Raw genomic sequence first — 26,848 nt, 5'->3', positions numbered from 1 at the left:
ATGTGTACTATATGTAAAAAACCAAATCCAGCATGAGGTGATAGTAAACATGACACAGCAGCATTCGTCCTTTGCAAGACCTCCACTCGCAGATTGCATTCCTGATCTCGTTGCCTTTTCCAGAGGGGAGAAAAAAGCGACCCTCTTCATCCATAACGGCACTCTCGTCAATGTTCTCTCCGGTGAAATCTTGCCGAATATGTCCGTGGCTGTCGTTGGCACCCGTATCGCCTATGTTGGTCCTTTTGTGGAAGGGCTGACGGATGAATCCACCAAGATCATCGATGCAAAAGGAAAGTATATGGCACCAGGACTGTTGGACGGGCACTGTCATATCGAAAGCAGCATGCTGTCCGTGACGCAGTTCGCCCATGCGGTACTGCCGCTCGGAACGACAGGCGGCTTTTTCGATGCGCATGAGATCTCGAATGTTCTCGGTCTACTCGGTTTGCGCATCATGCTGGATGAGGCAAGACAAACACCGATGGCTGCTTACATGCAGGTCGCTTCCTGCGTCCCTTCAACGGATGCTTCTTTTGAAACGGCTGGGGCAGAATTCGGTCCAGCGGAGGTCGCGGAAGCTTTGAGCTGGGGACCAGATATGATCGCACTCGGAGAAGTCATGAATTTCCCTGGTGTCGTGTACGGAGACCCGAAAATGATCGGAGAGATTCAAGCGACACTGCGGGCAGGAAAAGTAGTGGATGGTCACTATACATGGCCGTCAAGTGATCCACGTCTGGCTGCTTATGCCGCTGCGGGTGTAACCGGCTGCCATGAGTGTGTGACCAGCGAAGATGTCGCACAGCGCGTACGCCTCGGCATGTATGCAAAAATGCGCCGCGGCTCTGCGTGGCACGATGTTGCAGCAACGATCAAAGCACACACCGAACAGGGCATTGACTCCCGCCGGATGATGCTCGTGTCTGATGACCGCATCTGTGATTCGTTGAAAGAAGAAGGTCATATGAACTTCATCGTCAGACACGCGATCTCGCAAGGCGTGAAGCCCGTTACTGCCTTCCAGATGGCGACCATCAATACAGCAGAACGGTTCGGAGTCGCAAGAGATGTAGGCTCGATCGCACCGGGTATCATCGCCGATATGATTTTGCTCGACGGAAATCTGGCTGATGTGGATGTCGTGATGACGATCGCACGAGGTGAAGTAGTGGCGGAAAACGGTGAGATGACGCTCGAACTTCCTCCGTTCCCTTACCCTGCGTTTGCTGTCAACTCTGTGAAAATCAAGGCTGAGCTCACTCCATCTGACTTCATCATCAAGACCCCTGTTCCGTCTGGGACGATCAAGACGCGCGTGGCAGTTGTCCGCGAGAATCACGTAGAGACGGACGAAGTGTTTGTCGATGTAGCTGTCGCAAATGGTGAGCTGCAGATTACGCCAGAAAGCACGCTGTGCAAAATGGCTGTTTTCGAACGCCATGGGAAAACTGGCGGTTCAGGCATCGGGATTGTCGGCAATGTCGGATTTGACCAGCCAGCAGCGATTGCCATGACTGTCGCCCATGACTGCCATAACGTTCTTGTCATCGGAAACGACGATGAGCGGATGGCACAAGCAGCCAATGCTGTGATCAGCATGCAAGGCGGTATCGCTGTCGTGACTGGAGACGGCGAAATTGTGGAACTTCCGCTGCGTTTAGCTGGACTGATGTCGACCGAGCCTTATGAAACAGTTGTGCAGCAATCCATGGAGATTAGCCAAGCATTGGTGAAGGCAGGCTGCACGATGAACTACGCCTTTATGACACTGTCTTTGCTTGCTCTGGTCGTCATACCGACCTTGCATATATCGGATACGGGCTTGATTCGCATTTCAGATGCGGGATTTGAGCGAGTATCACTGTTTGTGGAATAACGACGACATCCCCTCTTTTGCGAATGTGCAGAAGAGGGTTTTCTCTTTTCGCTACCCTATTCCTCGACCAACTGAACCACTTTGCATAATTGATAGAAATAGAAAACCCCACGCAATTGTTCGAGATTCATCTGATCCAGATATCGCAGTGTTTCCAAAGCGATGTTTCGCGCCTCTCTCACATCCTCTTCATTCATGTTCGCGATAGCTTCCTTTAGCTCCACAACCGATAAGGAATAGACAGCAGGTCGCAGCGTACGAAGCAGCATGATTTTGCGGATTTGCGAGCGATTGAAGAGACGGTAGCTATTGTTCTCATCGCGGGAAGTCGTAATGAGTCCAACCTTTTCCCAGTGGCGAATGGTTGAGCTGGGCAGTGAAGTCATGGCTGCTACCTCTCCAATCGTCATCCATTCACTGTTTCCAGCTTCCTCCCCCTTACCTGTTCGGCCATCTTCAAGCATCGCCACGTTTCGTTCGGCTAATTGCTTGTCCCTATGTAGATTAGCCTGTACCTCATTCACACGCCACAGAGCAGCCTGCAACTGTCTATCCTGAATCAGTCGCATGACCTGAGCCGTCACTTCCATTCCAAAGCCAGGAGACATGGCTTGAATACATGTAAAATAAGCGACGTGCTCCTCCGTATACTTCCGGTAGCCGCTCGCTAACCGCTCCACAGGCGGAACTAGCCCATGCGCTTCATAATTGCGCAAGGCGCTCGTGCTCAGCTTTAGCTTACGTGCAATATCAATGGGACGCATGGCAACCAGCCCCCTAACCGATTTTCTTTCATAAAGATTAAAGCTTAGTTGTAAAGTTACTTCAATCTAAATCTGCTTTATTCCTTTTATTTTGGGTAAACCTTTTAATTCGCACCAATGTTGTAAGATGAAAGTGACAAGTGGAAGGAGGCGCATTAACCCATGCACAGAGCTGAATTCGAACGGCAACTGACAACGCTCATTCAAAAGGGCTATCCTGAAATGGCGGGAATGACAGCAGATGAGTTCAGGAAAAATCTGAACCCGCTGCAACCACTGGCAGAAGCTCTCCCCATACAAGAAGACGACCAGCAAGAGGGCCTCGTACCCTTTGTTCTCGTGGTGAAAGGCGATTGGTTCGACGGAGAAAAAGCGATGCAAGCAATCGAGCGGCAAAAGAAAGCTGGCTTTAGTATCATGGATGCAGAAGAAATCCGGCGGTTTACACCGATTGAGGGCATCGAGATTCCTACAGGAATGGCTTACCTGATGACCGGAATTGAAACAGGAAAAGAGACGTTGAACGTCACTCCGAATGACGCGATGCCCATCCTCTTGGAGCAACAGCGTTCTCCGCTCACGCTGGAGGAAGGGATTGCCCTGATCACTCACTTCCCGAATCGGGTAAAGAAAAACAACGGCTTTTCTCTGCTCGGCTCTCGTTGTGGCGACCGACGCGTAACGGCCATGTGGATCAGCGAAAATAAACCGAAGCTAGGCTGGTGCTGGGCCGGCAATCCACATACATGGCTCGGTTCAGCTTCCTGCCAAGCTCGTTTGGACGAAAAAAAACCTTGAAGCTCATTCAAGGTTTTTCATTCAACGTAACGCCATTTATTTTCAAATGAGCGCGAAACATTTCCAGCATCGAAGGCATTGCCTCTTTTTCCGGCCATGAATCCGTCTTCCACAAGCCTGCTTGTTTAAATGCGCGCGGGCAATGGAGGAAGCACTCCTCTACCTTCACAATCACGCCCATGCCGCTTGTTTTACCCTTCCATTCTTGCGCGGCGAGCAGCTCTGCATCTTTCGTAATGCGGGCTGATCCGTTAATTCTCAACACTTCTTCCAGACCAGGAATCAGGAAAATTATCCCCACCTGCGTATTGGCGATGATATTTAGCAAAGAGTCGACTCGTCTGTTTCCCATTCGCTCCGGAAAAATAATATGGTGATCATCCAGCACTTTAACGAAGCCCGGCTCGTCGCCTCGCGGGGAAACGTCACATCTGCCTGAAGTATCTGCTGTAGACAAGAAAAACAACGGCGACATGGACACGTAATGAATCACATGCGACTCAACCTGCGCGATGCTTTTTTTCACAACCGCCTCGTGCGGTTCTCCTACCAAGCTTTTCAGTTCTTCTGCACTGGTAATGAGATTTTTTACTTCCAACGGATTCCACATAGGTCCTACTCTCCTCTCTCCATGTATATCTTTTCTTAGTCTACCGGTGTTTTGGCTGCTCGGTTACTGATGTAATCTTTGTAAGCAACAATTTTACGTTCTAGCATACCATCCACATCGATTAAAATTTTTATTTGTTGCTCAATATAGTGTTTATGATCCTCTAAAAGACTCAATCGAGCTGAGGCAGTATGTTCTCCTTCTAAAAACAGTGAAGCGTACTTCTTGATTTTCGAGATAGGCATTTGCGTTTCTTTTAACTTGATAACAAATTGCAGCCATTGAATATGCGAATCGTTATATCGCCTGTCACCACTTTCATCGCGATCCGGAATAATTATTTTTTCCTTTTCATAATAACGCAGCGTATGTGTGCTTATCCCTAATAGCTGTGCCACTTCACCAATCGTGCGCATGAGAAACCTCCGAATGGATTTTATACCCTTGACTTAGAGTTTACTCTAATCAGTATACTCAATGAAACATTCATTCTCAATTGAAGCTATTGAATAAATTCAGGAGGGATATACATGAAATATACGGTCATTACGGGAGCAAGTTCAGGAATTGGCTTTGAAACCGCTCTGGCATTTGCTGCTCGTGGAAAAAACTTAATTTTAGCAGCTCGTCGAACGGAGGAATTAGAAAAGGTAAAATCAAAAGTGGCTGAAATCAACGCAAAATTGGATGTAGTCATTCGAACAGTTGACTTAAGTGTGAATGCAAATGTTCATGATTTTTACGACAGTCTAAAGGATTATGAGATTGAGACCTGGATTAACAATGCAGGGTTCGGAAACTTTGCTTCTGTTGGGGAACAAAACTTGAATAAAATTGAGTCCATGCTTCACTTGAATATTGAAGCACTAACGATTCTATCTTCTCGTTATGCTCGTGACTATGCACATGTTAAAGGAACGCAAATCATCAATATTTCTTCAGGCGGAGGTTACAGAATCATCGCTAACGCCGTGACCTATTGCGCAACGAAGTTCTATGTTAGTGCCTTTACGGAAGGTCTGGCACAAGAATTGAGGGAAAACGGAGCAGCCATGCAAGCAAAAGTGTTGGCACCTGCTGCAACAGAGACCGAATTTGCAAAGCGTTCCCTTGATATGGATCACTTTGAATATGCTGGTGCAGTTCCTAAGTTCCATACAGCTAAACAAATGGCCGGTTTCTTGCTCGATTTATATGACAGTGAGAAGGTCGTTGGAATCGTGAATGGAGCAACATATGAGTTCGAGCTAAGAGATCCAATCTTCACGTATGTACCGAGGCCAAGCAACTAGTTGTTTTATCACTCCGAGACGTTTTTCGCATAAAAAAGAGGATGAGCAAGTCTCATCCCCTTTTTTGTGATTACACCATTACTTTGCAAATATCGTTCGTAAACTCTACCGGGTCTTGAATCGGCAAGCCTTCGATCAAAAGAGCCTGATTGTACAGGAGGGCCGTATACAAATTGACCTTTTCCTTGTCTGTGTCAAAGGCACCCTTCAACGACTGGAACACCGCATGGTTCACATTGATCTCCAGTACCTTGTCTGCCTTCACATTTGAATTGTTCGGCATCGCATTCAAGATTTTTTCCATTTCAATCGTCACTTCACCCTCTGTCGACAAGCAGACCGGGTGTGACTTCAAGCGCTTGGAAGCTTTTACGGCTTTGACTTTTCCTTCGAGCATCGATGCCATATAGTCGAACAGCTCTTTGTTGTTCTCGTTTTCGGCTTCAGCTGCTTTTTCTTCTTCGCCCGGCTCGATTCCCAAATCCCCGCTCGATACGGATTTGAATTCCTTTTCCTTGTAGTTCATCATCATTTTGATCGCGAACTCATCGACGTCATCTGTGAAGTACAGGATTTCGTAACCTTTCTCGGATACGAGCTCTGTTTGCGGCAGCTTCTCGATTCGCTCGATCGACTCGCCAGATGCGTAGTAGATGTACTTTTGATCTTCTGGCATTCTCTCAACGTACTCTTCTAGCGTCACCAGCTTTTTCTCTTTGGAAGAGTAGAACATCAACAGGTCTTGCAATGTTTCTTTATGCGTCCCGTAGTCGCTGTACATGCCGTATTTCAGCTGTCTGCCAAATGAATTGTAGAACAGCTCGTATTTCTCACGCTCTGTTTTCAGCAAGCTTTGCAGCTGGCTTTTGATTTTGCTCGTGATGTTTTTCGCAATCAGCTTCAATTGACGGTCATGCTGCAACATCTCACGGGAAATGTTGAGCGACAGGCTCTCGGAGTCAACCATCCCTTTGACAAAGCTGAAGTAGTCTGGAAGCAGGTCCGCGCATTTGTTCATGATCAGTACACCGTTGGCATACAGCTCCAGACCTTTTTCGTACTCCTTCGAGTAGTAATCAAATGGCATGCTCTCCGGGATGTACAAAATCGCCTGATAAACAACGGCTCCATCTGCACTGATGTGGATATGCTTGAGCGGCTTGTCGAAGCCATAATGCTTGCTCGCATAAAACTGCTCGTAATCCTCAGTCGTCAGCTCGCTTTTATTTTTTCGCCAAATCGGAACCATGCTGTTCACGATTTGCTCTTCCGTCACTTGTTCGTACTCGTTTTCGCTGCCCTCTTTTGGCTTATGCTGCGTAACGTCCATTTTGATCGGGTAACGAATGAAGTCAGAGTACTTTTTGATAATCGCTTTTAAACGGTACTCTTCCAAAAACTCGTCGTAGCTCTCTTCTTCTGTATTCTCCTTGATTTCGAGAATGATTTCGGTCCCGACGGAATCTTTGTGATAAGGCTCGATTGTGTAGCCATCCGCACCGCTGGACTCCCATTTGTACCCAGTATCGCTGCCCAGTGCTTTACTGATGACCGTAACCTTGTCGGCAACCATGAAAGCCGAGTAGAAACCTACGCCGAATTGACCGATGATGTTGTAGCCATCCTTCGCGTCGTTTTCTTTTTTGAACGCCAAAGAGCCGCTCTTCGCAATGACACCCAGATTATTTTCCAGTTCATCCTGCGTCATGCCGATCCCGGTATCTGTCAGCGTCAAAGTTCTGGTGTCTTTGTTAACCGCTATTTTGATGAAATAGTTCTCTTTATCAAACACCAATTGATCATCGACGAGCGATTTGTAGTAAATTTTGTCAATCGCGTCACTCGAATTGGAAATCAACTCGCGCAAAAAGATTTCCTTTTGTGTGTAAATAGAATGGATCATCATTTCCAACAGACGTGTAGATTCTGCTTGAAACTGCTTTTTTTCCATGAAATACCCACCCTTTCGGACTTCTTATGTATTCCTTTTTCAATGTTAGCACTCTCACCTCGCGAGTGCTATTCACTATTTTTATATCAGTCTTAGATTTTTCTGTCAATATGAACCAGCTGTTCAAGGATAATAAAGTATTAGACTAACGTACCTTTTTCACTCATCCAGCACTGGAATTGCGTAACGCATCAGAAAAAATGGACTTAATTATTTTGATTTTTTGCTCCCCACTCACATAACTCTTCCAAAACGGGTAATAGTGTTTTCGCTTTATCCGTGAGACTGTACTCGACTTTAGGAGGAACTTGAGGATACTCTTTCCGTTTCACCAATCCATCCGCTTCCAATTCTTTTAGTTGTGAACTTAATGTTTTATAAGTAATAGCTCCTATTTGTCTTTTCAGATCATTAAAGCGAACCGGTTGGTTTTCTGCTAGAAGATAAATAATAACCATTTTCCATTTACCACCGATAACTGACAATGTATAACCAAAAGGTGTATCTTGAATATTTTTAACTTTACCTTTATATTCAGCCATGCTCATAGTAACACTATCCTTTCCGGTAGTAGCTATCAATAAAGTGCGTACTGCTTTTTTATTTTTGGTCCGTTTATACTAGCCTTACTTTGAAGCAAAGGAGAGACAAACGTGACTAAAAAAACAATACGCCTGTTAATGCCGCAATGGCAAGGGGGAAATAACCCTAACTACTCTCTTGGAGCCGAGTTGCTTGCGTGGCTAGCTCCGGACAATGATCAACCCCTTATTCATATACCAGTTCGAGCTTATGATGGAACTCCGCTTGAAAACGAGAACGGTACTTATGGGAGAAAACAACTACTTGAACAAGTAGAGGCTGCTCATCATATCATTGATGCTCATAAGCCAGATCGGATTGTGATGTTTGGCGGTGACTGCTTGGTAGAGCAAGCTCCATTTGCGTATTTAAACAAACGATACGGTGGTGAATTAGGTTTAATTTGGATCGATGCTCACAGTGATTTGGTTAGGATTGTTGGGTATGACTACGGACATACATTACCTCTTGGGAATCTTTTGGGAGAAGGAGATGAAGAGTTCGCAAAACATGTGGAAATCCCTCTAAAGCCTGAAAATATCTTTATGGCGGGATTAGAAGCTCCTACAGAGCAAGATTCAGAAATCATTCAAAGGCTAGGTATTAAAACAGCGGGAACGAAAGAGTTGATGAAAAGTACTGAATCTGTAAAAGAGTGGATAAATGAAAGTGGCATTAAGCACCTAGCTATTCACCTTGATTTAGATGTCCTTGACCCAAAGGCATTCCGCTCTTTATTATTCGCCAACCCTGAAGCACCTTATAATCTTTCTGCTGCGGGAACAATGCAAATCCCTCAACTACTTCATCTGATTAAAGAACTATCTGAAGAAACAGATGTAGTTGGATTAGGTATAACCGAGCATATGCCGTGGGATTCTATTAACTTGAAGAAACTACTTGGAGAAATACCTATTTTAATTAAGTAAAGTTTAAGAGCTTGAGAATGAAGATGGATAGAAACAGAAACCCTCGGGTCAATTGCCCAAGGGTCTCCTTTGCTTGCTACTTATTATTTCACCGGAATATAGCCCGTTTTTTCTACTAATTCTTGTCCCTGTGGAGACAAAATCCATTCGATCAGATTCTCTGCATTCGGATTGTCCGTCCCAGCTGTCACTGCGTAAAACTCGGCCGCAAACGGATACGCTCTGTTTTTTATCGTTTCCTTATTAGGCGTTACCCCATCAATTGCGAGTAGACGAATGTTTCCGTTTCGCACCATTTCCGTGGCATAAAACAAGAACGAGTAACCGATGGCATTCGAATAATTTTTGTAGTTGGCTGTTTGCTCGATGATTCCGCCCATCCCTGTTACCACGTCTTCTTGTGGCGCGGTCATGAGCTCTTTATCTCCCATGATCTTCTGCAGCATCGTCTGACTCCCGCTATTTTCTGGCCGCTGAAAGGCACGAATAAGCTCATAGCCGCCCCCAACTTCATCCCAGGAAATGATATCTCCCGCATAGATGTCCCGAATCTGCTGGGTAGTGAGCCCTTGAACAGGATTTTCTGCATGGACAAAAAAGACAAAGGCTTCCCTTCCGATTGGTGTCAGTTTCAACTCCACACCTTTTTCTTTTGCGGCTAGGAGCTGTTCTTCAGAAGGACCTGCTGCAAAGATGACATCGACTTTGCCATCCAGCAAGTTTTCGTATGCATTTGGCGTCTTGCTTACCATGACTTCGCTGGCGTAAAGGTCGTAATCTTTCTCGGGATAAACAGCCTGCACAAAGGAAGCGTAAAGAGGATACAAGGCGGTCGCCCCATCTATTTTGGGCAGATCAGACTGTAACGACAGTGTCGCTGGTTGATCAAGTTTTTGAATTTTGGAGTCTGCACCAAACGGTTTATACTGTTCCAGATCGACCTCTGCCTCACTGACCACAGGAATGCTGTTATGGTAATAGCTGCTGATCTCATATCCTGCAACTGGCAGCGTACAAAAGAGAAAATAGACAAAGAGGGCTCGGTTCCATAAGCGACTCTTTTGCGGGGCGAACATTTGTCCGATGATGTAGATGATAAAAACGACCGTCGTGACAGCGACAAGAAGGGAATACACTCTTCCCTGTGCGTTCAGGGCAGTCATCACAACCGCTACGACTCCGATCACAGTGATGATCGCACCCAAAACGATACAGCCGAAGATTTTCCCTACCATTTCTTTGTTCATTCCTTCTCCTCCCAGTTCTCCTACCGTTATTATAAATGATTGGAAGAGATTAGGAAGGAGAAGCATACCAAACGAGCCAATTCACTCAACACCTAACCATTCCTTGTAATCTTTTGCCCATTTTTGCAAGTCATTGATGAATAGGCTGGCGTGATATCCATCACAAACCGCATGATGGACCTGCAAAGAAACAGGCAATAACGTTCTTCCTTCTTGCTCGAAATACTTTCCGCTCGTAATGATCGGCAGCAAATATCGCCCATCTCCCGAAATATTCAGATTAAACCCACTGAAGCTAACCCAGGGAATACACGAGACAGGGAAAGTATAAGGCGGTTCCAGTTCTTTCGCCACAAGACCTTTGTTGTCCCCGTACAGTTTCATATCCGCTACGTAATTTTGATAAAACACATGGAACTCGTCAGCGAATTCCGTCCACATCGTAGAAAAAGTTTGATCGTCCTGGTGAAAAAAAGTATAGCTGGGTATCATACTCTCCCAATAGCCCAACTCGCCATCTGTATGAAAGGAAGTCCGAAATTCGCGATGCGCATTGACAACGTTCGTCACCATATACAGAAAAGCCGGGTACAGCTTCATCCCCTTTTGCCGTAGAGCGGGGAGCAATTCCGTTATATCAATGTTGGCAGTTATACTGAAGGTGCAATTTACTCGGTTCAGATAATGCTCGAAATAAGACTTTCTGCTCCAATTATCTAGATCGATTCGCTGAAATTTCATTGGGTATCCCTCCTAAAATCGAAAACATAAATGATTTTAGGAGGTGATTTTGCGTGTCCTTTTCATAACACCATCCCCTTCTCCAATCCTGCCTTACCCCTCCAGCATACCATTTGCATCTCTTACTGGCATCAGTCTGTGTATAGCTGCAATGTTTAAGCAGAAATAGGGAAGGGTTCAACTCCCGCACCTGTACAAGCCAGTCAGTTCAGCGATATCCCGGACGGACATTGGGCTCGGGAATCGGTTGATTTCATGGTGAAAAAAGGTGTATTAAGCGGTTATTCCAATGGAGCCTTCAGGCCGAATGAGACGATTGACAGAGCCGAGCTCACTGTTATGGTTCATAAGCTGTTTAATAAGCTTCGCCCGAATCTCAACAAAGAATCCTCCGAGCAGAAAATACAGAAGTTTGAAGATGTCCCCAGAAACCATTGGGCCTATCAGCCATTGATGGAAATGTACGACGCAAACTCATTTGGTGTTGTAGATTGGAAAGAGAATAAAGTATTCCTCTATCCCGAAAAACAGGTAACACGTTGGGACGCTATGTACATCTTTGAAACATTTTTTGGTCAAGAAATGTATCCCAATCCCGAAGAAATCATCCTGATAACACTCATGGATATTGAGGATATTTCTGTACAATTTTTTGATGTAAATCGGTATTTAATGTCAAGCTCTCCAGTTATCATTTCTTCTGATTACATTGCTAATGATGAATATTCTATTCACTACGGTTACCTGGACACTGGCGAAATTGTATTTGCCAATGGTAACATTGACGCTACAAAAGCTTCTGCACTCGCATGGCTAGTGGCCAACGGAATCATGAGTACGTGGGAAAACCAATTGGAAATACACGATCCACTCACACGAGCGGAGGCAGTGGTGATGCTACACCGTACTTACAACGTCTTATTAGCGGACGGTTCTCTCTCAACTTATACGAGTAAATAACCCTTGTCCAAATTCTCATTTTGAAAAAGGAGCCCTCCCATTTGGAAGGCTCCTTTTTCAACCATTTCATCTTTACTCCATCTACATTTTGCTCATATCCATATACAGCACATTCCACCGATGACCATCCAAATCAGCGAAGCCTGCCCCGTACATCCCCGGACCATGTTCCCGCGGCTCACTAAAAATCGTGCCCCCAGCCTCTTTCACCTGATTCACCAATTCATCCACTTCTTCCCTGCTCTCGGCATCGATTGAAAACAACACTTCCGTTCCGCGCTTCGTATCTGCCAGCTCATTTTGCGTAAACGATTGGAAGGTAGCCTCTGGAAACAGCATGATGAGCATGTTTTTTTCGCCGATTACCAAGCCCGCCATCTCTTTGCTATTCTCATGGCGAGGATGAAAAGAGAATCCGAGTGCGGCAAAAAATGATTTGGACTTTTCGAGGTCCTTGACGGGCAAATTGATCCAAAGCTCTTTTGTCATGGGAATTTCTCCTTCGCGTTTTGTTTGGATGATACTCATTCTTCTCCTTTTAAGCATAGCAGAATCATGCTCGAACGCTTCTTCTCGATTGCTATTTTTTGTTAAACCATTCATTCATATCATTTCCGATATTGACACTCGGAATTAGAACCGATAAAGTAATGGATAAACTCGGTTTTACAAGCGCGAAAATTCTAAAAATAGTAACGAGGTGGGCACATGGCAAACGATTTGATTCAAGCAATTACCCTGTTAAAACAAAAAGAATGGGTAGATCTCACGCACACATTCGGTCCGGAATCTCCGCACTTCCACGCCTTTGACGCCGCCGAATTCCAAACACTGTTCACACATGACGACGGCTTCTTTGCCCAGCGCTTCTCTTTTCCTGGGCAGTACGGTACGCACTTGGATGCACCAATTCACTTCGTGCGCAACAAGCGTTACTTGGACGAAATCGAACTAAAAGAACTCGTATTGCCGCTCGTCGTCATCGACAAATCAAAAGAAGCCGAAGCCAACAACGACTATTCGCTTTCCGTGGAAGACATTTTGCATTTTGAAAACGAGCATGGTCAAATCGAGAGCGGCTCCTTCGTCGCCTTGCGTACAGATTGGAGCAAGCGCTGGCCAGATGTGGAGGCCTTCAACAATAAGGATGCCGATGGAAACAATCACGCTCCTGGCTGGTCTTTGGAGGCTTTAAAATTTTTGTTCGAAGAAAGACAAATAAAAGCAGTCGGTCACGAAACCTTCGATACGGATGCGACTATCGATTACCGAAAAAACGGAGCGCTTTTGGGTGAATATTTCGTGCTCGATCAAGACACCTATCAAGTAGAGCTGCTCAAAAATCTCGATAAACTCCCGGCCAAAGGTGCTGTCATTGTAAACATTACACCGAAGCCTGAAAAAGCCTCCGGGTTTCCCGTTCGTTCGTTTGCGATTTTGCCTTAAACCCAAAGCCGAGTAAACGCCAGGTATCATCACCGATCGCCTGTCTTTCACTCGGCTTTTCATCTGAAAATGCTCTACGTATCCAACGAGGATTTACGGATAACCGCCACACTGGACTCCCTTACAATCAGCCGCGGCTCGAACTGCACGCGTTCATACGCGCCTGCCCCTTGCTCTCGAATCCGTTTCAGCAAAAGCTCAGTCGCCAGCCGCGCCACCTCTTCCCCCATGATAGAAACAGAACTGATCTGCGGAGTCGTAATCGTCGTCCACACATTGTTGTCAATTCCCACGACCGCGACATCTTCTGGCACCCGGACTCCGAGCTCCTTGAACCGATTCACGATCCCGATTGCCACCATGTCATTGACCGCATAGATAGCATCCGGCATGTTTTTCAGGCTATAAAAGTAATCAGCAGCACGAAGGCCCGTCTCAAACGAGAAGTCCTCACCAAAATACACCAGCGAAGGATCGACGTGCTGAAGCGACGCCTCATAGGCAAAATACCGCTCCTCGATCTTGTCCTTCGGCGCACCTGCGTAAGCGATTCGCGTGCGGCCAATTTTGATCAGATGCTCCATGACGAGTCGACCTTCTTGACGGGCCATGCTGACCACATCTGCTTTCACATTGTCTTCGAGCTTTTTTCCATAGTTAATAACCGAAACCGGAACACTCGTTTTGTTAATCATCTGGACCAACGTCTTTGGATAGGCGAGCGGCATGATAATCAACCCGTCTACATGCAGCTTTTTGACCTCACGCACAGTCTCAAGCTCCATTCGGGCATTTCCAGCTGTATTAATTTGTACGACGCGGTAGCCATGCTGCTTGGCCGCTTGCTCAACCGACCAAGCGATATCTGGAATAATGGCATTGCGAATGTCAGGAACAGCCAGTGCGATTTGATAGGTTTGGCGCACCTTAAGACTTTGCGCAGAAGTATTCGGAATAAACCCCAGCTCGTCGATCACCTGCAAAATCATCGCTTTCGTCTTCCGGCTGATCCCCCCACTGTCATTGATGGCCCTTGATACCGTTGCGATCCCTACGCCCGCCTTCTTCGCTACGTCTTCTATTGTCACTTTATTTTTTGTATCCAACGCCTTGCTTTCCTTTCCATTTCGGAATCGTTTTCTATGTTTCCGAGCTAAAATGTGTTTTCCTACCGCTATTATAGCATACACAAAACCAATGGTAACGAGGCGTGAGCAAAACATAGCAGGCAACTCCGCACCTGTTGCACAACACGTATACCTCTTCTCAACTTAGCTAGAATAAGCATCCTCTCCTCAACCAATTGCACACCACCCCCAACTCTTGCCTAGGAAATCAAATTGACAAGATGCCAAACTTATGACATATTATTTTTCGGAAACGTTTCCTATTTTACTTACTGAATTTCATATAGAATCCAAATCGAACGAGGAGATGGCAGATATGAAAGCATTACGTTGGCACGGTTTGAAAGACCTCCGTTTGGAAACCATTTCGGAACCGATTGCGACCAAAGGTAAAGTGAAAATCAGAGTCGAGTGGTGCGGTATTTGCGGAAGCGACTTGCATGAATACGTGGCTGGCCCGATCTTCATCCCACAGGGAGCTGAACATCCACTTACAGGCGAAAAAGCCCCGATCGTAATGGGGCATGAATTTTCCGGACAAGTGGTGGAAATCGGGGAAGGCGTGAACACCATCAAGGTTGGGGATCGCGTCGTTGTCGAGCCCGTTTTCGCTTGCGGAACATGCGCTGCGTGCAGACAAGGCAAATACAATCTTTGTGAAAAAATGGGCTTCCTCGGTTTGGCCGGCGGTGGCGGGGGCTTCTCGGAATACGTGGCTTGCGATGAGCACATGGTCCACAAAATCCCAGACAGTCTCTCTTATGAGCAAGGCGCTCTTGTCGAACCATCTGCCGTAGCCCTTTACGCAGTACGTTCGAGTCAGTTGAAAGCCGGTGACAAAGCTGTCGTATTCGGCGCCGGTCCTATCGGCTTGCTTGTCATCGAAGCACTGAAAGCAGCAGGTGCGGCTGAGATTTATGCAGTGGAGCTGTCCCCTGAACGTAAAAATAAGGCAGCTGAGCTGGGCGCCATCGTCATCGATCCGAAAGAATACGACGTAGTCCAGGAAATTCACAACCGGACAAACGGCGGCGCAGATATCGCCTTTGAAGTCACAGGCGTGCCTCCTGTCCTCACGCAAGCCATCGAATCTACCAAAATCGCTGGACAAATTATGATCGTCAGCATCTTCGAAAGAGAAGCGTCAATCAAACCGAACCACATCGTCATGAAAGAGCGCAACATGACAGGCATTATCGGCTACCGCGACGTATTCCCTGCTGTCATCAGCCTGATGGAAAAGGGCTTCTTCTCGGCGGACAAGCTGGTCACACAACGCATCAAGCTCGACGACATCGTGGAGCACGGCTTTGAAGCACTGCTAAAAGAGAAAAACCAGGTGAAAATTCTCGTTAGCCCGAGAGCATAAGCGAAAACGATTCCATAAATATCGTGCTGTTTCCTTCCACAGAAGGAAATACGCCATTCCGCTACTAAAAAACGGAGAGAAAGCAGGGTTACTTCCTGCTTTCCACTCCGTTTTTTCTCGTTACCCTATTCCGTTTTTAACCTTGCTCTCTGCGAAGAGGAGGAAGTGTAATTACGCTTCCTTTTCTTGCGTATGCTTCAAAATCGCTTCAATAACGACATCCCAATCCCCATGTGGAAGCTCATGCCCTGTCCCTTCCAACGTGAGCAAGTCTGCTCCCGGAATGGTATTCGCAAGATGTAAGGCATGCGCGAAAGGGATGAGCAAGTCTTCTGTACCGTGAATCACGAGAGCTGGTACAGCGATTTCCGCTGTCCGCAACAAATACGGTTCACTGGCCGTCACAAAGGCGTGGTTGTTTCTACTCGCATAACGGTTGCTTCTGGCGATATCGATTTGCGCCAATTCACGAACGCGCTGCTCGTCAAAAGGATGTTTGGAACCACTGAGAACTTTCCAACTCGCAACCGCTGCCTCTAACGCCTCCTGCTCATCCTCCCAGTTGATCTCCCCCATATTGCTGAAAAACTCCATCAGCTTCTCATCGATTGGTGGTAGGTCAGGAGCAAAATTCGACGTTGCGTGCAATGTGATTGTTCGAACTCTTTCAGGATGTCGCAATGCAATGAATTGCGTCAGCATTCCGCCCATCGACATACCAACGATGTGCGCTTGCTGTACGCCGAATGCATCTAGGACGTGAACAGCGTCATCCGCCATATCTTCAAACGCATAACCTGGATGGCCAACCTCGTAGGTCGTGGAGCGTCCGACATCCCTATTATCAAAACGAATAACAAAGCGTCCAGCATCGGCTATTCGCTGACAAAATTCTTCCTCCCACCAAAGCATGGACATCTGGGCTCCCATAATCAGCAAAATCGCCGGATCTGTGGGCTTACCAAAGCTTTCCGCACATATTTCCACACCGTTCACTTTTACTATCTGTTCTGCCATTATAAGTTTTCCTCCTCAACGAACTGAAATAAAAAAAACACAGGCTAGGCTGCCTGTGCTTACGTCATCGAAAAAGGAAGAAGAAACGAAAACCATAAACATCAGATACCAGTATCTGATTGTACAGGATTGGTTCCATTCTCTTCGCAGATCATGCAAATAGAGGAGGTCATCACGCTTGCCTTCCTCACTCCATTTGCCCATGATTCAATTGGGTTACCGTACCGGCAATCCATTTTCCGATTCGTATGCACACAACATAGCCTTTTCACGCTATTTCATCGATTGTGTTGTGCGAATAAAGTATCGAAAAATTAATTTGCCACACATAACCCTCCGTCCCTAATAAGTTGTGCCCATCCTACCACATGCTTTTTCATCTGTCAACGATTGGCAGTTTCAATGGTTGTCAGTATCCCTGCCTCCGCAAAAGTCGTCTCAACGTCTCGGGTAAGCCGCAGCTCAACCACTTGATCACATACCAGCTTGGAAAGAATCTGGTCATGCGTGATAATAACGACCGTTTTGCCTGCTTCGGACAGCTTTTTCACCCATGCGGCTACCTTCAGCACTCCATCGCCGTCAAGTCCGCTTGTCGGTTCATCCAGCACAATCAGTTCTGCCTCGGAGCAATAAGCGGCTGCCATCGTGACCCGCTGCTTCTCTCCACCGGATAATGACGCAGGATGCCGATCACGAAGCTCGCGCAAACCGAAAGCATCCATCGCCTCATACGCCTTTTCGCGGAGCTCTTCATTCAAGACTTTTCCCAACACGATTTCGTTTCCGACACTGTCTGCGTAGAGCTGGTAGTCCGCATCCTGCATCACCAAATAGCTTACAGCTCGTCTTTTGCTGACGGACAGTGAACGACCTTGGCGGACAATCGTTCCTTTTCGCTCACGAAGAAGACCGCATAAAATTTTGCATAGTGTCGTCTTGCCCGTACCGTTTTCTCCAGTCAACGCTGTTACGCTCCCCTGCGGAAGCGAGATATTGATATTGGTGATTCCGTCGTTTTTCTTTTTATAAAAATAGCTAAGCTCTCTTGCTTCCACCATGAATTCGGACATCTCTGGCTGCTCACGTTTCTTTGCTGTCTTGGGAAGCGTCATGTCAGGATGACGCAAACCGTACATACGCACGTCATCATGAGATAGCTGGCAGAATTCGTCCTTCGTCCACGTATGTGCGATTTTGCCATTTTCCATGCAGACAAACAAATCGACAACGGGTAGAAAAGGAACTAGTCGATGCTCGCTGATGAGCAAGGTGGTACCGTTTTGCTTGAGCTTGCTTAAGATTTCAATCAGGTTTTGCGTAGAGGAAGCGTCCAGATTCGCAGTAGGCTCATCCAGCAAGAGAAGTGGCGGTGTCAAAACGGATGCAGCCGCTATAGCCACCCGTTGCTTTTGCCCGCTGGACAGCTTATGTAAAGAGCTATCGAGCAAGTGGGAAATCCCGAGCTGGCTCGCCTGCCTATCCATCCGGCTTCGAATCTCGTCTGGTGCCATGCCGATGTTTTCTGCGGAAAACGCCAGCTCATCCCGGACGGTTTCCATAAAAAATTGGCTGCGGGGGTCTTGAAATACGACGCCCATTAGCCGGGTACGTTCCTCTGGCAGCATGCTCGCAGGACTTTTGCCGCCCACGCTTACTTCACCGGTGAGACGTCCAGTATAAAAATTCGGTGCGAGACCATTGACCAACCTCATAATCGTACTCTTGCCGCAGCCGGACCGCCCACATAGCACGACACACTGTCCGGCTTTTACAGATAAGCTGATTTTTTTCACGCCAGTCTCAGTGTCATGTCCCCCATCATCCTGTCCATAATGAAACGTGACATCGTTCAGCTCAATCACGAAATCATCCCTCCCGTCCAGTAAATTGCCGAGCCTATCAGTGCATACACCCCGACGACGATGCCATCCGTGATCTTGAAGCCAACCGGGTAAATAGATGTCCGCGCATTTGTGCACTCGATACCGCGGAGCTCAGCAGACGATGCCAGCTCTGAAGACAGCTTCAGGCAACGGACGACCAACGGCATAAAAAAGCATTCGTAGGCCATGGCCGGATGCTTTAGTACGCTGTACCAATGTGGAAAAATCCCTCTGGCGCGGATACCGTCACGAATCGCTTTCATCTCCAAAATGACTACGGGGAAAAAACGGATCAAAATGCAAATCATCACCAAAATCGTTTTGGGGACTGACATCTTCTCAAACGCACTCATGATACTGCCAGGTGGCGTATAGATCAGAACCGTGCCGATCATGATGACAGGCATCATCCTCACCATCGTGTAGACAATGAGCTTCATCGTTCCTAATGCCAACGCATTCGGCATGAAAAACACAAAAGCCATGCACACGCAATAGAACACGACCAGCTGAAACGCCTTTCTGGACAGGTGATTCCATACCAAGTACACTACACTTAGTGCCACCAGTAAGTGCACCTGTATATCATCACGAACGGACATGGCCAAGATACTCGCTATTACCAGCACCAACAGATGCGTTCTGGGTCCAAGACGTCTCGTACGCGCTGTTTCTTTTTCATAAGCTTCTTCCTTCATCCGACACACACCCCTACAACCGAGATCACACACAACCTTATAAAGGGAGACAGCCTCCCTTACAAATCGTAATGATAATGATGATCACAATCTCTAGCAATACGACCGGTAGACATACGTCTTTTCGTAGTATGTTTTCGTCCGATCACGGCATGGGTGGTGACTATAGTGAAAGATATTTTGACGGAATTACATACGCCGTGTTTAATGCAATGCGGCTTTTATCCTGACGACGACCACGGTCCATACAATCGCGAAGGTGCTTGCTTTTCTGTTTTACCAGAGAAAGGGCAGGGGCGCTACTGGACTTATACGCGTGACAACCTGTTTTCAATTTCGATCCAAGATTTCGTCTTTTACGAGGATTTGTTTCTGGAATTCCAGCAGCCCAAGTACCTGAGCTTCAATTATTACGATTCCGTCTCTGGAGAAGAATTCAACCCATATAAACGATTGTCATCCGGCTGCATCCGCGTCCATATCGGCTATCACAATTTGTATCGGGCCAGCTATCGCAAAAACATTCCCATTCGCTCGACCGCTATTGAAATCATGCCGGAGTATTACGAGGATTATTTGAAAAGCAAATATCCAGTAGAGTATAAGGACCTGCGCTCGTCCTTTATTACTGTAGATGGGATGACGAATTTTGCGGAGCTTGTTTTCTTGCTCCGACAGATACGAAGTTTTCGGGGAACGGGAATTGCCGCAAAGCTGTACTACGAGGGGAAAGTCGCAGAAGCAGTATCGCTGATTGTGGAGAAGGCCAAAGCACATAAAAAAACGCATCCATCCAAAAGCATATCCCGACAGGATATGGACGGCCTGACAGCTGTGACCGCCTACATTGACGATCACTTCTCCTCCGAAATACACTTGGAGCACCTCGCCCGTATCGCCTGCATGGGACTCACCAAGCTAAAATACACCTTTAAGCAAGCGAACCAATGCACCATTACCGAATATATCCAAAACAAGCGAATGAATCACGCCGAGCAACTGCTTACAAGTACCGATTTACACATTAATCAGATTGCGTATATCGTAGGCTACCACAACTCCAGTCGCTTCTCCCAGCTGTTTCGCAAAAGCACCGGGCTGTTGCCCAACGAATACCGGAGATTCACGGTTACAACCAAATAGGATCATGGAAAAAGCTGTAGCCAAAGATGTGGCTACAGCTTCTTTTGTGTTTATCATTTTTCTTCTTTGGCAGCGAAAAGTAATTTTCGTACACGATCATCTCGCAGCCACAACCCGCCCCACATCAAAATCGCGAGGTAGACAGCAAACAGCGTATGGGAAAAGAGTGGCGCATCTACACGGATCTGGGTAGCGATGACCCCACCGAAAAATCCAGTCAACAGAAGCGCACCCAAAACTGCTGTTCGGGGAATGGCATACAACACCGTCGATACAAGGGCGAGAATTCCAATCAAGCCAATGTGATGCTCCGCATAACCAAGTACGAGGGTTCCCTCTACGACAGGAGCAGGCTGGATGAGTTTGAATACACCGTCAATAAGCATAAAAAGAATGACAAGTCCGCTCATAATCCGTGCAATCCACAGACGTGTTTTGGAAATTTGACTCCGCATGGGGGTCCCACCTTTCATTTTTTTCCTAAGCAGATCGTAGCACAATCAAAGCGGCGACATTTCTTCTGTATTGCTCTTTTGGGGAACTGTCTTTTTCTAAAAACGAAAAAAACCTTCTCAAATGAGAAGGTTCTGAATTCGTATCTAAGATTAAACGGGAAGCGTAACTCTGTAACCTGGTTGGTTCTTTGGATGGTTTTGATTCACGAACACACCACGGTCATTTTTCAACACGATTACTTCAAAGAATGGACGGAAACGATCTTCCGAAATACCAAATGCAGTCAAGAACTTGCCAAACAGCTCTTGCTCTTCACGCTCAGGTTGTCCATCTGCCAGGGAGGAATCGATCAGGTTAACCAGGATGCACATTTTTTGAGCATCTGTGAGCAATGGAGTTACTTCGTTCAGGAATTTCTCGATGGAGTTATTGCGTGTATATTTCATTGCGTTATCGAGCAACTGTCTGTTATTAGCACCTACACCAATCACGCCGTTGCTTTCTTCACCGCCCAATACAGCGAGCAATTGACCGATTTCCTCGTGGTCCATTTCTCCATCCGATTTCATCATGTAGAGCAAGGAACATGCGAATCCAAAATGAGGGGTCATTTCTTCCCCTTTGTCTGTCTTAAACATATCAAACAAGCCCACGCAAAATACCTCCTATGTATGCCAAGATAGTATAATTTTACTATCAACTGGAGAATGTTAGCAACAGTTGTCCGGGTAAGCATTTTTTCGGTAAACAATGAAAGGAAGTGCCAGCCTGCGCCGACACTTCCTTTTCTCTCTCTTATTTCAATTGCTGCACGTCATAACCTTTTGCCCTCAAGTGATCGATAACCATGCCTTTCATCGAGAAGTGGGCAGCACCGACCACGACAAAAGAAGTAGTTTCCCCTTCTTTCTCCAACACTTCTGCGAGTTTAATAGCCATGTTTTTGTCTCGCTCACCGAGCAGACGCTGATTCACTTCGCCTTCACCGAAATCGCCATGCGTCGTCATGATCTGGGTAAAGCCATCCAGATCGCCTTCTACCCATTCTGTCTGCATGTCTTTTAGTAGTTTTGTACTTTCATCCAGTCCTTTTTCAGCCATAACGCTATCTAACATGATGTTCAATTCTGTCTCCTGCTGCTCTGCTGGTACACCGGACAGCAAGTCCGCTTGCAGCTTAATGCCTTCCAACTCGTTGATCGGCTTCTCATCCAGCATTGCCTTCGTCAAGAAGTACCTGTCGATGCCGGATAGCATCGCGAACTGAACATCCGTTTCGCCGTCCACGTAACCAAGCGTTGGCACAGACAAGGAAACAGCAAACGGCTTGTAGGCGTCAAAAGAATTGGCTGGCAGTTGCAGCTTTGCAAGCAATTTTTGCACCTTTTGATACGTCTCAGCGGATACATGATCCTTCAGTGTCGTGCCATCGGTGTATACCATTTGTTGTGTCATATAATCAGTGTCACCGTTGATAATATCGGCTTCGACCCACAGTTCGTCCGACTTTTCATACGCTTCCCGGATGTCTTTTTGCATTGGGTACATATCTGCGATCCCCATGTGAATCGAGCCAAGCAAGTACATGGTGTTTTTGCCGTTGGTCACTTTCCACATGAGACCTTCGGCACCTCCGCCCACCGTATCGTATGCGAACTCGACCAGTCGGCTCGCCATCACCGTCGCTTGTTCAACCGTACTTGGCTGTTTCAGCTCGAGACCTGCGCTTGTCCCTTTGACCAAGCCTTTTTTCTTCATGTAGTCAATCGGGTTATCCCCGGTCATTTCGAATGCTGCTGGCAGCTCGTAGTTCGCCAAAAGTTTGTACATAGAAGTAGTGACTGCTTCTCTCGTAATGACCTTATCAGTCGGAAAGGACAAGGAAGCGTTCTTTTTCTTCAGTCCCAGGAGATCCAGCTTTTTCGCTGTTCCTTCCATCAAGGTAATAAACTTGTCAGCAGGAATCGATTGCTGAAAAGAACTCTCTTGATACCACCCCAATGGAAAAATCCCGTATTTCTCCCCTTCGTTCAACGTTGTTACCGACCAAGGGCTGATTGGGAGAACTTCGGGTGTCTGCCCGTGGACAGGAAGCACATACCCTAGCAAAAGCGCCAAACTGAGTGCACCTGTACCCGCCCAGCGAGTCAGCTTGCTCCAGCGTTTGTTTAGTTTCATCAAACTTTCTCCTCTCGATTCTAAGCTGTTTCTTTCACAATGGTAGATTATACCACAACAATTTGGAAGAGATAACCGAATGATAGAAAAGAATAGAAAAAACGACCTTTTTCACTATACATAAAAAGCATCGACATTGATCGTCGACGCTTTCCCTATGAATCCGCAATTTATCGATTGGGTTTGACCAAATAAAGACGCATCGTCAACGGAGCAAATATGACAATCAACAGCACACATAATCCGATCCCGACCATCACATCAAACAGATTTGCTGTTCCCCCCATCAATCCTCGAACCGTCCCTACCGCGATACTGATCGGGTTTAGATTGACGATTGTCCCCATCCATTTGGGCATGGTGGAAGAATCTACGAAGATCGTGCTGGCAAAAAGCAACGGGTACACAAAAAACATACTTGAACCCGATACCGTCTCCGGTCGCTTTGCCAAAATACCGATCATAGAAAAAATCCAACTCACACTAAAGGCGAAGAAAATGATATACAAAACAGCGAGTGTCGCACCGACTATGCCGCCTTCTGGACGAAACCCAAGTAGCATTCCTGTGCCAAAGGCGACGAGTATCGCAATCGTATAACGTAGGCCATCTGTCAGTAATGGGCCTATGACAGACGCTGGCTGCCAAAAGGGCATGGTACGAAAACGGTTATACACGCCCTTCGCTATATCCTGGCAGATGGTCGTCCCGCTATAAACCGTCATTGGAATGATCGTCAACACAAGAACACCTGGCAGAAAAAACTGGAGATACGCTGCCGTAGAACCAGCGATGGCTCCACCAAACAAATAAGTAAAAATAAGCAACATCATCACAGGTGAGAGGATAGCGTCCATACAAAATGTGAAAAGGTTGTTCTGTGTGTTTTGCCATGTGCGCCACATAAAGATACGGATCGCCGTAAAGGTACTGGGCATATGACTTGCGTTCATGAAAAGGCTTCCTTCTTTTCGCCATGAGTCAGGACCAAAAACACCTCTTCCAGACTCGGGTCACTCAGGGAAAAATGCTCGATGGAAACATCATTAGCCAGAAGCAACCCGATTGCTTGGTTTGCCAGACTCGCTTCTTTTACCGGGATTCTTATAAAATGTGGGTCATCTTGATCTGGATAAATCGGCAACCGAAGATGTTCTTCCAAAAGACGGCTTATCCGTTCCTTGATCAGATGTTCGGTCAATCGAACCGTCAACGTCTTTCCTCCCACCGAGGCTTTTAACTGCTCAGGCGTCCCTTCTGCAATCATCGTTCCTTTATCGATCACCGCGATCCGGTCTGCTAATTGATCGGCTTCTTCGAGATATTGGGTCGTTAATAGCACAGTGGTGCCTGATTTCAAAAGCGTACGGACGACTTCCCATACTTGTTGCCGACTTTGCGGGTCGAGACCCGTGGTTGGCTCATCCAGAAAAATAAGCTCCGGCTGTGTGAGGACGCTAGCGGCGATATCTAATCGTCGCCGCATCCCGCCAGAATAGTTTTCTACCGTACGATCCATGGCATCTGCAAGCCCAAAGGTATGAAGCAGCTCGCTTGCTTTTGTACGGGCCTCTCTCGCAGAGTAGCCAAACAATCTGCCAATCAGGATCGAGTTTTGCAATCCGGTTAATCCTTCATCCAGGGCAGCAAACTGCCCCGTCAGACTTATTTTCTTGCGCACAGCCTGCGCGTTTTTCACGATATCGCAGCCGGCTACCAACGCTGTTCCTCCGTCTGGCGCAAGGAGCGTGGAAAGCATATGGATGGTTGTCGTTTTTCCAGCGCCATTCGGGCCGAGCAAAGCGAACAGCTCCCCTTTTTTTACATGCAGGTCAATTCCTTTGACCACCTCATGATCCCCAAACGATTTCCTGAGCTTCGTAACTTCAATGGCGTATGACATGGCGGCCACTCCTTATCCAAAATAGCTTTTATGTTCGGATGCCCATTCGGCAAACGTTCTTGCAGGCTTTCCCGTCACTTGCTCCACCGTGGACAAGACTGTGTAGCCCACTTCAGGTGGATTTTTGCCCATGGCTACGAAAAAGTCGATATCTCCCTCTTCGTACCCCTGATCTCTCCAATTCTGTCGCGCCTGCTCCTCCGTAAGCTCTTCAAACCGAATTTCTCTCTCTAATATTTTCGAAATTATCTGAACCGATTCAATGCGCGTAATCGCCTCTGGTCCCGTAAGATAATAACTTTGCCCATGGTGTCCCGGTTCAAGCAATGCAACCACAGAAATACTCGCGATATCTGCTTCGTGTACTTTCGCGCTCAAAGCATTACCAAAAGGCTCCCGCACGACTCCCTCCAAACGAATGGATTCCTGCCAATCGACAATCGCATTGGACATGAATTCCACAGGCTTTAGGAGAGTCCATTCCATCCCACTGTTTGCCAGTGCTTCTTCCACAGGTCCTTCCGTGTCGCTCACCAATACGGATACGCGCTTCACACCAGCTCTTTCCGCCATTTCGACTACCTTCGGATCGGTTTGAAAGGTGTAGCTAGAAGCAATTAAGTGCAGAGCCGTTACACCTTGCAGCGCCGCTTCCAAGCTCTCCGGTATAGCTAGGTCCCCTGCCACAACCTCTACTCCCGCTGGTTGGTCGGCTTTTTCCGGATTACGCGAAATGGCACGCACCTTGACTCCTTTTTTCAAAAGCTGATCCACCACATGTCTCCCTACCGTACCTGTTGCACCCGTTACTAAAATCGTCATGTTGTACATCCTCTTCAAATTATTGGTAGCGTTGCTGAATCTCTTTGATTTCTTTCCATACGTCTTCCTTTAAGTCGTCAGGGGAAATAATCTCCACCTTTGCTCCATAACTTAATACGACTGAAATCGCGTAGTCTCGTTTATAAAAAACTTTGTGCAAATCGATATGCGTACCGTTATGCGTGCATTCTCCCGGGAATTGCTCCAACACACGCAGCCCAACGGACGGATCAAAACGGAGATGCGCGAGCGTCCCTTCAAAGTCTTGCGTTTCTTCTTCGTCCTGGCTTGTCTGGTCTTTTCTTGGGTAAAAAATGACTTCTGTCACCTCAAGCGCGGTAATCCTGGAAAGGCGAAAGATTCGATTCTCCTGACGCGATAAGCAATACGCCTGAAGATACCACGCTCCACGCTCCCAAAATAGACGGAGCGGCTCTACTCGTCTCTCTGAGACCGTACCTGATGCACTCCTATAAGAGAAAGTCGTGACCCGATTTTGCTGGATCGCCTCTGAAAGCGGGTGAATGGCGGCCTTTTCATCTTCTACCGTACTCAGGTTAAAAATGATCGATTCGTTATTTCCCCCATTCAGTAGAGCAGGCTGCAGGCTGCCCAGCTTCTGAACAAGTGTCGTATATTTTCCTCCGATAGCTCCTTCCGTACTTTTTAAGAGATTGTATATGACCGAAAAGTCTTTCACAGAGAAGTGCTGCTTCGTTAGGAAGAAACCTTCCATCAGCTCGAATCCACCATCTGCTCCCGTAAATGAAACGACGGGAATACCAGCTTGATTCATTAACTCAACATCACGATAAATCGTTCGAACAGAGACCTCAAATCTGGCTGCAAGATCTGTTGCTGTCACCCGTTTTTTCGTCATCAACTCTATCGTGATGGCAAGTAATCGATCCAGCTTCATCTGTTTACACTCCTCATGTTCATCACCTATTCGGTAACTGTCATCATCTTAATGCACGAATCCTGACATCATGTGTGTCAGGATTAAAAAAACTCACCCTCTTATTTTACAGGAGGGTGAGTCCTTTTTCG

General features: G+C 46.8%; 27 protein-coding genes. 8 read left to right on the top strand and 19 right to left on the bottom strand.

Annotated elements, in window-relative coordinates; translation table 11 throughout:
- Nucleotides 1–49 precede the first annotated feature (49 nt).
- Nucleotides 50–1,879 carry an adenine deaminase gene (locus ACM6JA_RS18795; RefSeq protein ID WP_414853553.1) on the top strand — a complete coding sequence of 610 codons (1,830 nt, stop codon included), beginning with the start codon at nucleotides 50–52 and terminating at the stop codon, nucleotides 1,877–1,879.
- Between the two features lie 56 nt (nucleotides 1,880–1,935).
- Here ACM6JA_RS18795 and ACM6JA_RS18790 read toward each other — a convergent pair whose 3' ends face one another.
- A complete protein-coding gene (locus tag ACM6JA_RS18790) occupies nucleotides 1,936–2,643 on the bottom strand; it encodes a MerR family DNA-binding transcriptional regulator (protein ID WP_414853552.1) in 708 nt (235 codons plus the stop codon).
- A 162-nt stretch (nucleotides 2,644–2,805) separates the two neighbouring features.
- On the opposite strand from ACM6JA_RS18790, the gene ACM6JA_RS18785 reads away from it, so the two are divergent.
- Complete coding sequence (locus tag ACM6JA_RS18785) at nucleotides 2,806–3,441, top strand: DUF5701 family protein (protein ID WP_414853551.1); 636 nt, start codon at nucleotides 2,806–2,808, stop codon at nucleotides 3,439–3,441.
- A 7-nt stretch (nucleotides 3,442–3,448) separates the two neighbouring features.
- Here the strand turns inward: ACM6JA_RS18785 and ACM6JA_RS18780 are convergent, their stop codons facing one another.
- Together ACM6JA_RS18780 and ACM6JA_RS18775 are read right to left on the bottom strand one after the other, a co-directional pair.
- Entirely contained in the window at nucleotides 3,449–4,051 is a 603-nt protein-coding gene (locus tag ACM6JA_RS18780) for an MSMEG_1061 family FMN-dependent PPOX-type flavoprotein (RefSeq protein ID WP_414853550.1), read from the bottom strand.
- A 35-nt stretch (nucleotides 4,052–4,086) separates the two neighbouring features.
- Nucleotides 4,087–4,467 (bottom strand): MerR family transcriptional regulator, encoded by a 381-nt coding sequence (locus ACM6JA_RS18775; RefSeq protein WP_414853549.1) that lies wholly within the window; start codon nucleotides 4,465–4,467, stop codon nucleotides 4,087–4,089.
- Nucleotides 4,468–4,581: 114 nt separating this feature from the next.
- Here ACM6JA_RS18775 and ACM6JA_RS18770 point away from each other — a divergent pair, with 114 nt between their 5' ends.
- A complete protein-coding gene (locus ACM6JA_RS18770) occupies nucleotides 4,582–5,343 on the top strand; it encodes an SDR family NAD(P)-dependent oxidoreductase (protein WP_414853548.1) in 762 nt (253 codons plus the stop codon).
- 70 nt (nucleotides 5,344–5,413) lie between these two features.
- Here ACM6JA_RS18770 and htpG read toward each other — a convergent pair whose 3' ends face one another.
- Both htpG and ACM6JA_RS18760 read right to left on the bottom strand, forming a co-directional pair.
- Complete coding sequence (htpG, locus tag ACM6JA_RS18765; RefSeq protein ID WP_414853547.1) at nucleotides 5,414–7,294, bottom strand: molecular chaperone HtpG; 1,881 nt, start codon at nucleotides 7,292–7,294, stop codon at nucleotides 5,414–5,416.
- Between the two features lie 206 nt (nucleotides 7,295–7,500).
- Complete coding sequence (locus ACM6JA_RS18760) at nucleotides 7,501–7,842, bottom strand: winged helix-turn-helix transcriptional regulator (RefSeq protein ID WP_144617096.1); 342 nt, start codon at nucleotides 7,840–7,842, stop codon at nucleotides 7,501–7,503.
- 105 nt (nucleotides 7,843–7,947) lie between these two features.
- On the opposite strand from ACM6JA_RS18760, the gene ACM6JA_RS18755 reads away from it, so the two are divergent.
- Nucleotides 7,948–8,805 (top strand): arginase family protein, encoded by an 858-nt coding sequence (locus ACM6JA_RS18755; RefSeq protein WP_414853546.1) that lies wholly within the window; start codon nucleotides 7,948–7,950, stop codon nucleotides 8,803–8,805.
- Between the two features lie 83 nt (nucleotides 8,806–8,888).
- Here ACM6JA_RS18755 and ACM6JA_RS18750 read toward each other — a convergent pair whose 3' ends face one another.
- Both ACM6JA_RS18750 and catA read right to left on the bottom strand, forming a co-directional pair.
- Nucleotides 8,889–10,052 carry a PstS family phosphate ABC transporter substrate-binding protein gene (locus ACM6JA_RS18750; RefSeq protein ID WP_414853545.1) on the bottom strand — a complete coding sequence of 388 codons (1,164 nt, stop codon included), beginning with the start codon at nucleotides 10,050–10,052 and terminating at the stop codon, nucleotides 8,889–8,891.
- Between the two features lie 81 nt (nucleotides 10,053–10,133).
- The gene (gene catA / locus ACM6JA_RS18745) at nucleotides 10,134–10,793 is read right to left on the bottom strand and encodes a type A chloramphenicol O-acetyltransferase (protein ID WP_414853544.1); all 660 of its coding nucleotides are present in this window, start codon (nucleotides 10,791–10,793) and stop codon (nucleotides 10,134–10,136) included.
- Between the two features lie 165 nt (nucleotides 10,794–10,958).
- On the opposite strand from catA, the gene ACM6JA_RS18740 reads away from it, so the two are divergent.
- Entirely contained in the window at nucleotides 10,959–11,753 is a 795-nt protein-coding gene (locus tag ACM6JA_RS18740) for an S-layer homology domain-containing protein (protein ID WP_414853692.1), read from the top strand.
- An 81-nt stretch (nucleotides 11,754–11,834) separates the two neighbouring features.
- On the opposite strand, the gene ACM6JA_RS18735 is transcribed toward ACM6JA_RS18740, so the two are convergent.
- Entirely contained in the window at nucleotides 11,835–12,242 is a 408-nt protein-coding gene (locus tag ACM6JA_RS18735) for a VOC family protein (protein ID WP_414853543.1), read from the bottom strand.
- A gap of 219 nt (nucleotides 12,243–12,461) precedes the next feature.
- Between ACM6JA_RS18735 and ACM6JA_RS18730 the strand changes: the two genes are divergently transcribed.
- Complete coding sequence (locus tag ACM6JA_RS18730; protein ID WP_414853542.1) at nucleotides 12,462–13,199, top strand: cyclase family protein; 738 nt, start codon at nucleotides 12,462–12,464, stop codon at nucleotides 13,197–13,199.
- Between the two features lie 74 nt (nucleotides 13,200–13,273).
- Here ACM6JA_RS18730 and ACM6JA_RS18725 read toward each other — a convergent pair whose 3' ends face one another.
- The gene (locus ACM6JA_RS18725; protein WP_414853541.1) at nucleotides 13,274–14,305 is read right to left on the bottom strand and encodes a LacI family DNA-binding transcriptional regulator; all 1,032 of its coding nucleotides are present in this window, start codon (nucleotides 14,303–14,305) and stop codon (nucleotides 13,274–13,276) included.
- Nucleotides 14,306–14,642: 337 nt separating this feature from the next.
- Between ACM6JA_RS18725 and ACM6JA_RS18720 the strand changes: the two genes are divergently transcribed.
- Nucleotides 14,643–15,695 (top strand): 2,3-butanediol dehydrogenase, encoded by a 1,053-nt coding sequence (locus ACM6JA_RS18720; protein WP_414853540.1) that lies wholly within the window; start codon nucleotides 14,643–14,645, stop codon nucleotides 15,693–15,695.
- A 171-nt stretch (nucleotides 15,696–15,866) separates the two neighbouring features.
- On the opposite strand, the gene ACM6JA_RS18715 is transcribed toward ACM6JA_RS18720, so the two are convergent.
- The 3 genes from ACM6JA_RS18715 to ACM6JA_RS18705 all read right to left on the bottom strand — a co-directional run bounded on the left by ACM6JA_RS18715 (nucleotide 15,867) and on the right by ACM6JA_RS18705 (nucleotide 19,296).
- On the bottom strand, nucleotides 15,867–16,712 hold the full coding sequence (locus ACM6JA_RS18715; protein ID WP_414853539.1) for an alpha/beta fold hydrolase: 846 nt from the start codon (nucleotides 16,710–16,712) through the stop codon (nucleotides 15,867–15,869).
- A gap of 383 nt (nucleotides 16,713–17,095) precedes the next feature.
- A complete protein-coding gene (locus tag ACM6JA_RS18710; protein WP_414853538.1) occupies nucleotides 17,096–18,577 on the bottom strand; it encodes an ABC transporter ATP-binding protein in 1,482 nt (493 codons plus the stop codon).
- On the bottom strand, nucleotides 18,574–19,296 hold the full coding sequence (locus ACM6JA_RS18705) for an energy-coupling factor transporter transmembrane component T (protein ID WP_414853537.1): 723 nt from the start codon (nucleotides 19,294–19,296) through the stop codon (nucleotides 18,574–18,576). The genes ACM6JA_RS18710 and ACM6JA_RS18705 overlap by 4 nt, the downstream gene beginning before the upstream one ends.
- 168 nt (nucleotides 19,297–19,464) lie before the next feature.
- Between ACM6JA_RS18705 and ACM6JA_RS18700 the strand changes: the two genes are divergently transcribed.
- On the top strand, nucleotides 19,465–20,439 hold the full coding sequence (locus tag ACM6JA_RS18700) for a helix-turn-helix domain-containing protein (RefSeq protein WP_414853536.1): 975 nt from the start codon (nucleotides 19,465–19,467) through the stop codon (nucleotides 20,437–20,439).
- 53 nt (nucleotides 20,440–20,492) lie between these two features.
- Here the strand turns inward: ACM6JA_RS18700 and ACM6JA_RS18695 are convergent, their stop codons facing one another.
- The 7 genes from ACM6JA_RS18695 to ACM6JA_RS18665 form a co-directional block, all read right to left on the bottom strand.
- Complete coding sequence (locus ACM6JA_RS18695) at nucleotides 20,493–20,894, bottom strand: DoxX family protein (RefSeq protein WP_414853535.1); 402 nt, start codon at nucleotides 20,892–20,894, stop codon at nucleotides 20,493–20,495.
- Between the two features lie 150 nt (nucleotides 20,895–21,044).
- Entirely contained in the window at nucleotides 21,045–21,548 is a 504-nt protein-coding gene (locus ACM6JA_RS18690) for a TerB family tellurite resistance protein (protein ID WP_007723788.1), read from the bottom strand.
- Nucleotides 21,549–21,690: 142 nt separating this feature from the next.
- Complete coding sequence (locus tag ACM6JA_RS18685) at nucleotides 21,691–23,073, bottom strand: TraB/GumN family protein (RefSeq protein WP_414853534.1); 1,383 nt, start codon at nucleotides 23,071–23,073, stop codon at nucleotides 21,691–21,693.
- 170 nt (nucleotides 23,074–23,243) lie between these two features.
- A complete protein-coding gene (locus ACM6JA_RS18680; RefSeq protein WP_414853533.1) occupies nucleotides 23,244–24,026 on the bottom strand; it encodes an ABC transporter permease in 783 nt (260 codons plus the stop codon).
- Nucleotides 24,023–24,976, bottom strand: a complete 954-nt coding sequence (locus ACM6JA_RS18675; RefSeq protein WP_414853532.1) for an ATP-binding cassette domain-containing protein — start codon at nucleotides 24,974–24,976, stop codon at nucleotides 24,023–24,025. Before ACM6JA_RS18675 ends, ACM6JA_RS18680 begins: the two co-directional genes overlap by 4 nt.
- Before the next feature lie 12 nt (nucleotides 24,977–24,988).
- On the bottom strand, nucleotides 24,989–25,798 hold the full coding sequence (locus ACM6JA_RS18670; protein WP_414853531.1) for an SDR family NAD(P)-dependent oxidoreductase: 810 nt from the start codon (nucleotides 25,796–25,798) through the stop codon (nucleotides 24,989–24,991).
- A 19-nt stretch (nucleotides 25,799–25,817) separates the two neighbouring features.
- Nucleotides 25,818–26,717 (bottom strand): helix-turn-helix transcriptional regulator, encoded by a 900-nt coding sequence (locus ACM6JA_RS18665; protein WP_414853530.1) that lies wholly within the window; start codon nucleotides 26,715–26,717, stop codon nucleotides 25,818–25,820.
- Nucleotides 26,718–26,848: the final 131 nt, after the last annotated feature.

It is taken from the genome of Brevibacillus sp. IT-7CA2 (genome assembly GCF_949767855.1).
In the GTDB taxonomy this organism is placed as follows: domain Bacteria; phylum Bacillota; class Bacilli; order Brevibacillales; family Brevibacillaceae; genus Brevibacillus.
The sequence above is the reverse complement of the archived record's forward strand: the minus strand, read 5'-3'. Positions and strand labels throughout refer to the sequence as shown.

Bases quoted from the DNA above. Each gene is read 5' to 3' on its own strand.
- ACM6JA_RS18795 (WP_414853553.1), top strand. From the start codon at position 50: ATGACACAGCAGCATTCGTCCTTTGCAAGACCTCCACTCGCAGATTGC.
- ACM6JA_RS18790 (WP_414853552.1), bottom strand. From the start codon at position 2,643: ATGCGTCCCATTGATATTGCACGTAAGCTAAAGCTGAGCACGAGCGCC.
- ACM6JA_RS18785 (WP_414853551.1), top strand. From the start codon at position 2,806: ATGCACAGAGCTGAATTCGAACGGCAACTGACAACGCTCATTCAAAAG.
- ACM6JA_RS18780 (WP_414853550.1), bottom strand. From the start codon at position 4,051: ATGTGGAATCCGTTGGAAGTAAAAAATCTCATTACCAGTGCAGAAGAA.
- ACM6JA_RS18775 (WP_414853549.1), bottom strand. From the start codon at position 4,467: ATGCGCACGATTGGTGAAGTGGCACAGCTATTAGGGATAAGCACACAT.
- ACM6JA_RS18770 (WP_414853548.1), top strand. From the start codon at position 4,582: ATGAAATATACGGTCATTACGGGAGCAAGTTCAGGAATTGGCTTTGAA.
- htpG (WP_414853547.1), bottom strand. From the start codon at position 7,294: ATGGAAAAAAAGCAGTTTCAAGCAGAATCTACACGTCTGTTGGAAATG.
- ACM6JA_RS18760 (WP_144617096.1), bottom strand. From the start codon at position 7,842: ATGAGCATGGCTGAATATAAAGGTAAAGTTAAAAATATTCAAGATACA.
- ACM6JA_RS18750 (WP_414853545.1), bottom strand. From the start codon at position 10,052: ATGAACAAAGAAATGGTAGGGAAAATCTTCGGCTGTATCGTTTTGGGT.
- catA (WP_414853544.1), bottom strand. From the start codon at position 10,793: ATGAAATTTCAGCGAATCGATCTAGATAATTGGAGCAGAAAGTCTTAT.
- ACM6JA_RS18735 (WP_414853543.1), bottom strand. From the start codon at position 12,242: ATGACAAAAGAGCTTTGGATCAATTTGCCCGTCAAGGACCTCGAAAAG.
- ACM6JA_RS18730 (WP_414853542.1), top strand. From the start codon at position 12,462: ATGGCAAACGATTTGATTCAAGCAATTACCCTGTTAAAACAAAAAGAA.
- ACM6JA_RS18720 (WP_414853540.1), top strand. From the start codon at position 14,643: ATGAAAGCATTACGTTGGCACGGTTTGAAAGACCTCCGTTTGGAAACC.
- ACM6JA_RS18715 (WP_414853539.1), bottom strand. From the start codon at position 16,712: ATGGCAGAACAGATAGTAAAAGTGAACGGTGTGGAAATATGTGCGGAA.
- ACM6JA_RS18705 (WP_414853537.1), bottom strand. From the start codon at position 19,296: ATGAAGGAAGAAGCTTATGAAAAAGAAACAGCGCGTACGAGACGTCTT.
- ACM6JA_RS18695 (WP_414853535.1), bottom strand. From the start codon at position 20,894: ATGCGGAGTCAAATTTCCAAAACACGTCTGTGGATTGCACGGATTATG.
- ACM6JA_RS18685 (WP_414853534.1), bottom strand. From the start codon at position 23,073: ATGAAACTAAACAAACGCTGGAGCAAGCTGACTCGCTGGGCGGGTACA.
- ACM6JA_RS18680 (WP_414853533.1), bottom strand. From the start codon at position 24,026: ATGAACGCAAGTCATATGCCCAGTACCTTTACGGCGATCCGTATCTTT.
- ACM6JA_RS18675 (WP_414853532.1), bottom strand. From the start codon at position 24,976: ATGTCATACGCCATTGAAGTTACGAAGCTCAGGAAATCGTTTGGGGAT.
- ACM6JA_RS18670 (WP_414853531.1), bottom strand. From the start codon at position 25,798: ATGACGATTTTAGTAACGGGTGCAACAGGTACGGTAGGGAGACATGTG.
- ACM6JA_RS18665 (WP_414853530.1), bottom strand. From the start codon at position 26,717: ATGAAGCTGGATCGATTACTTGCCATCACGATAGAGTTGATGACGAAA.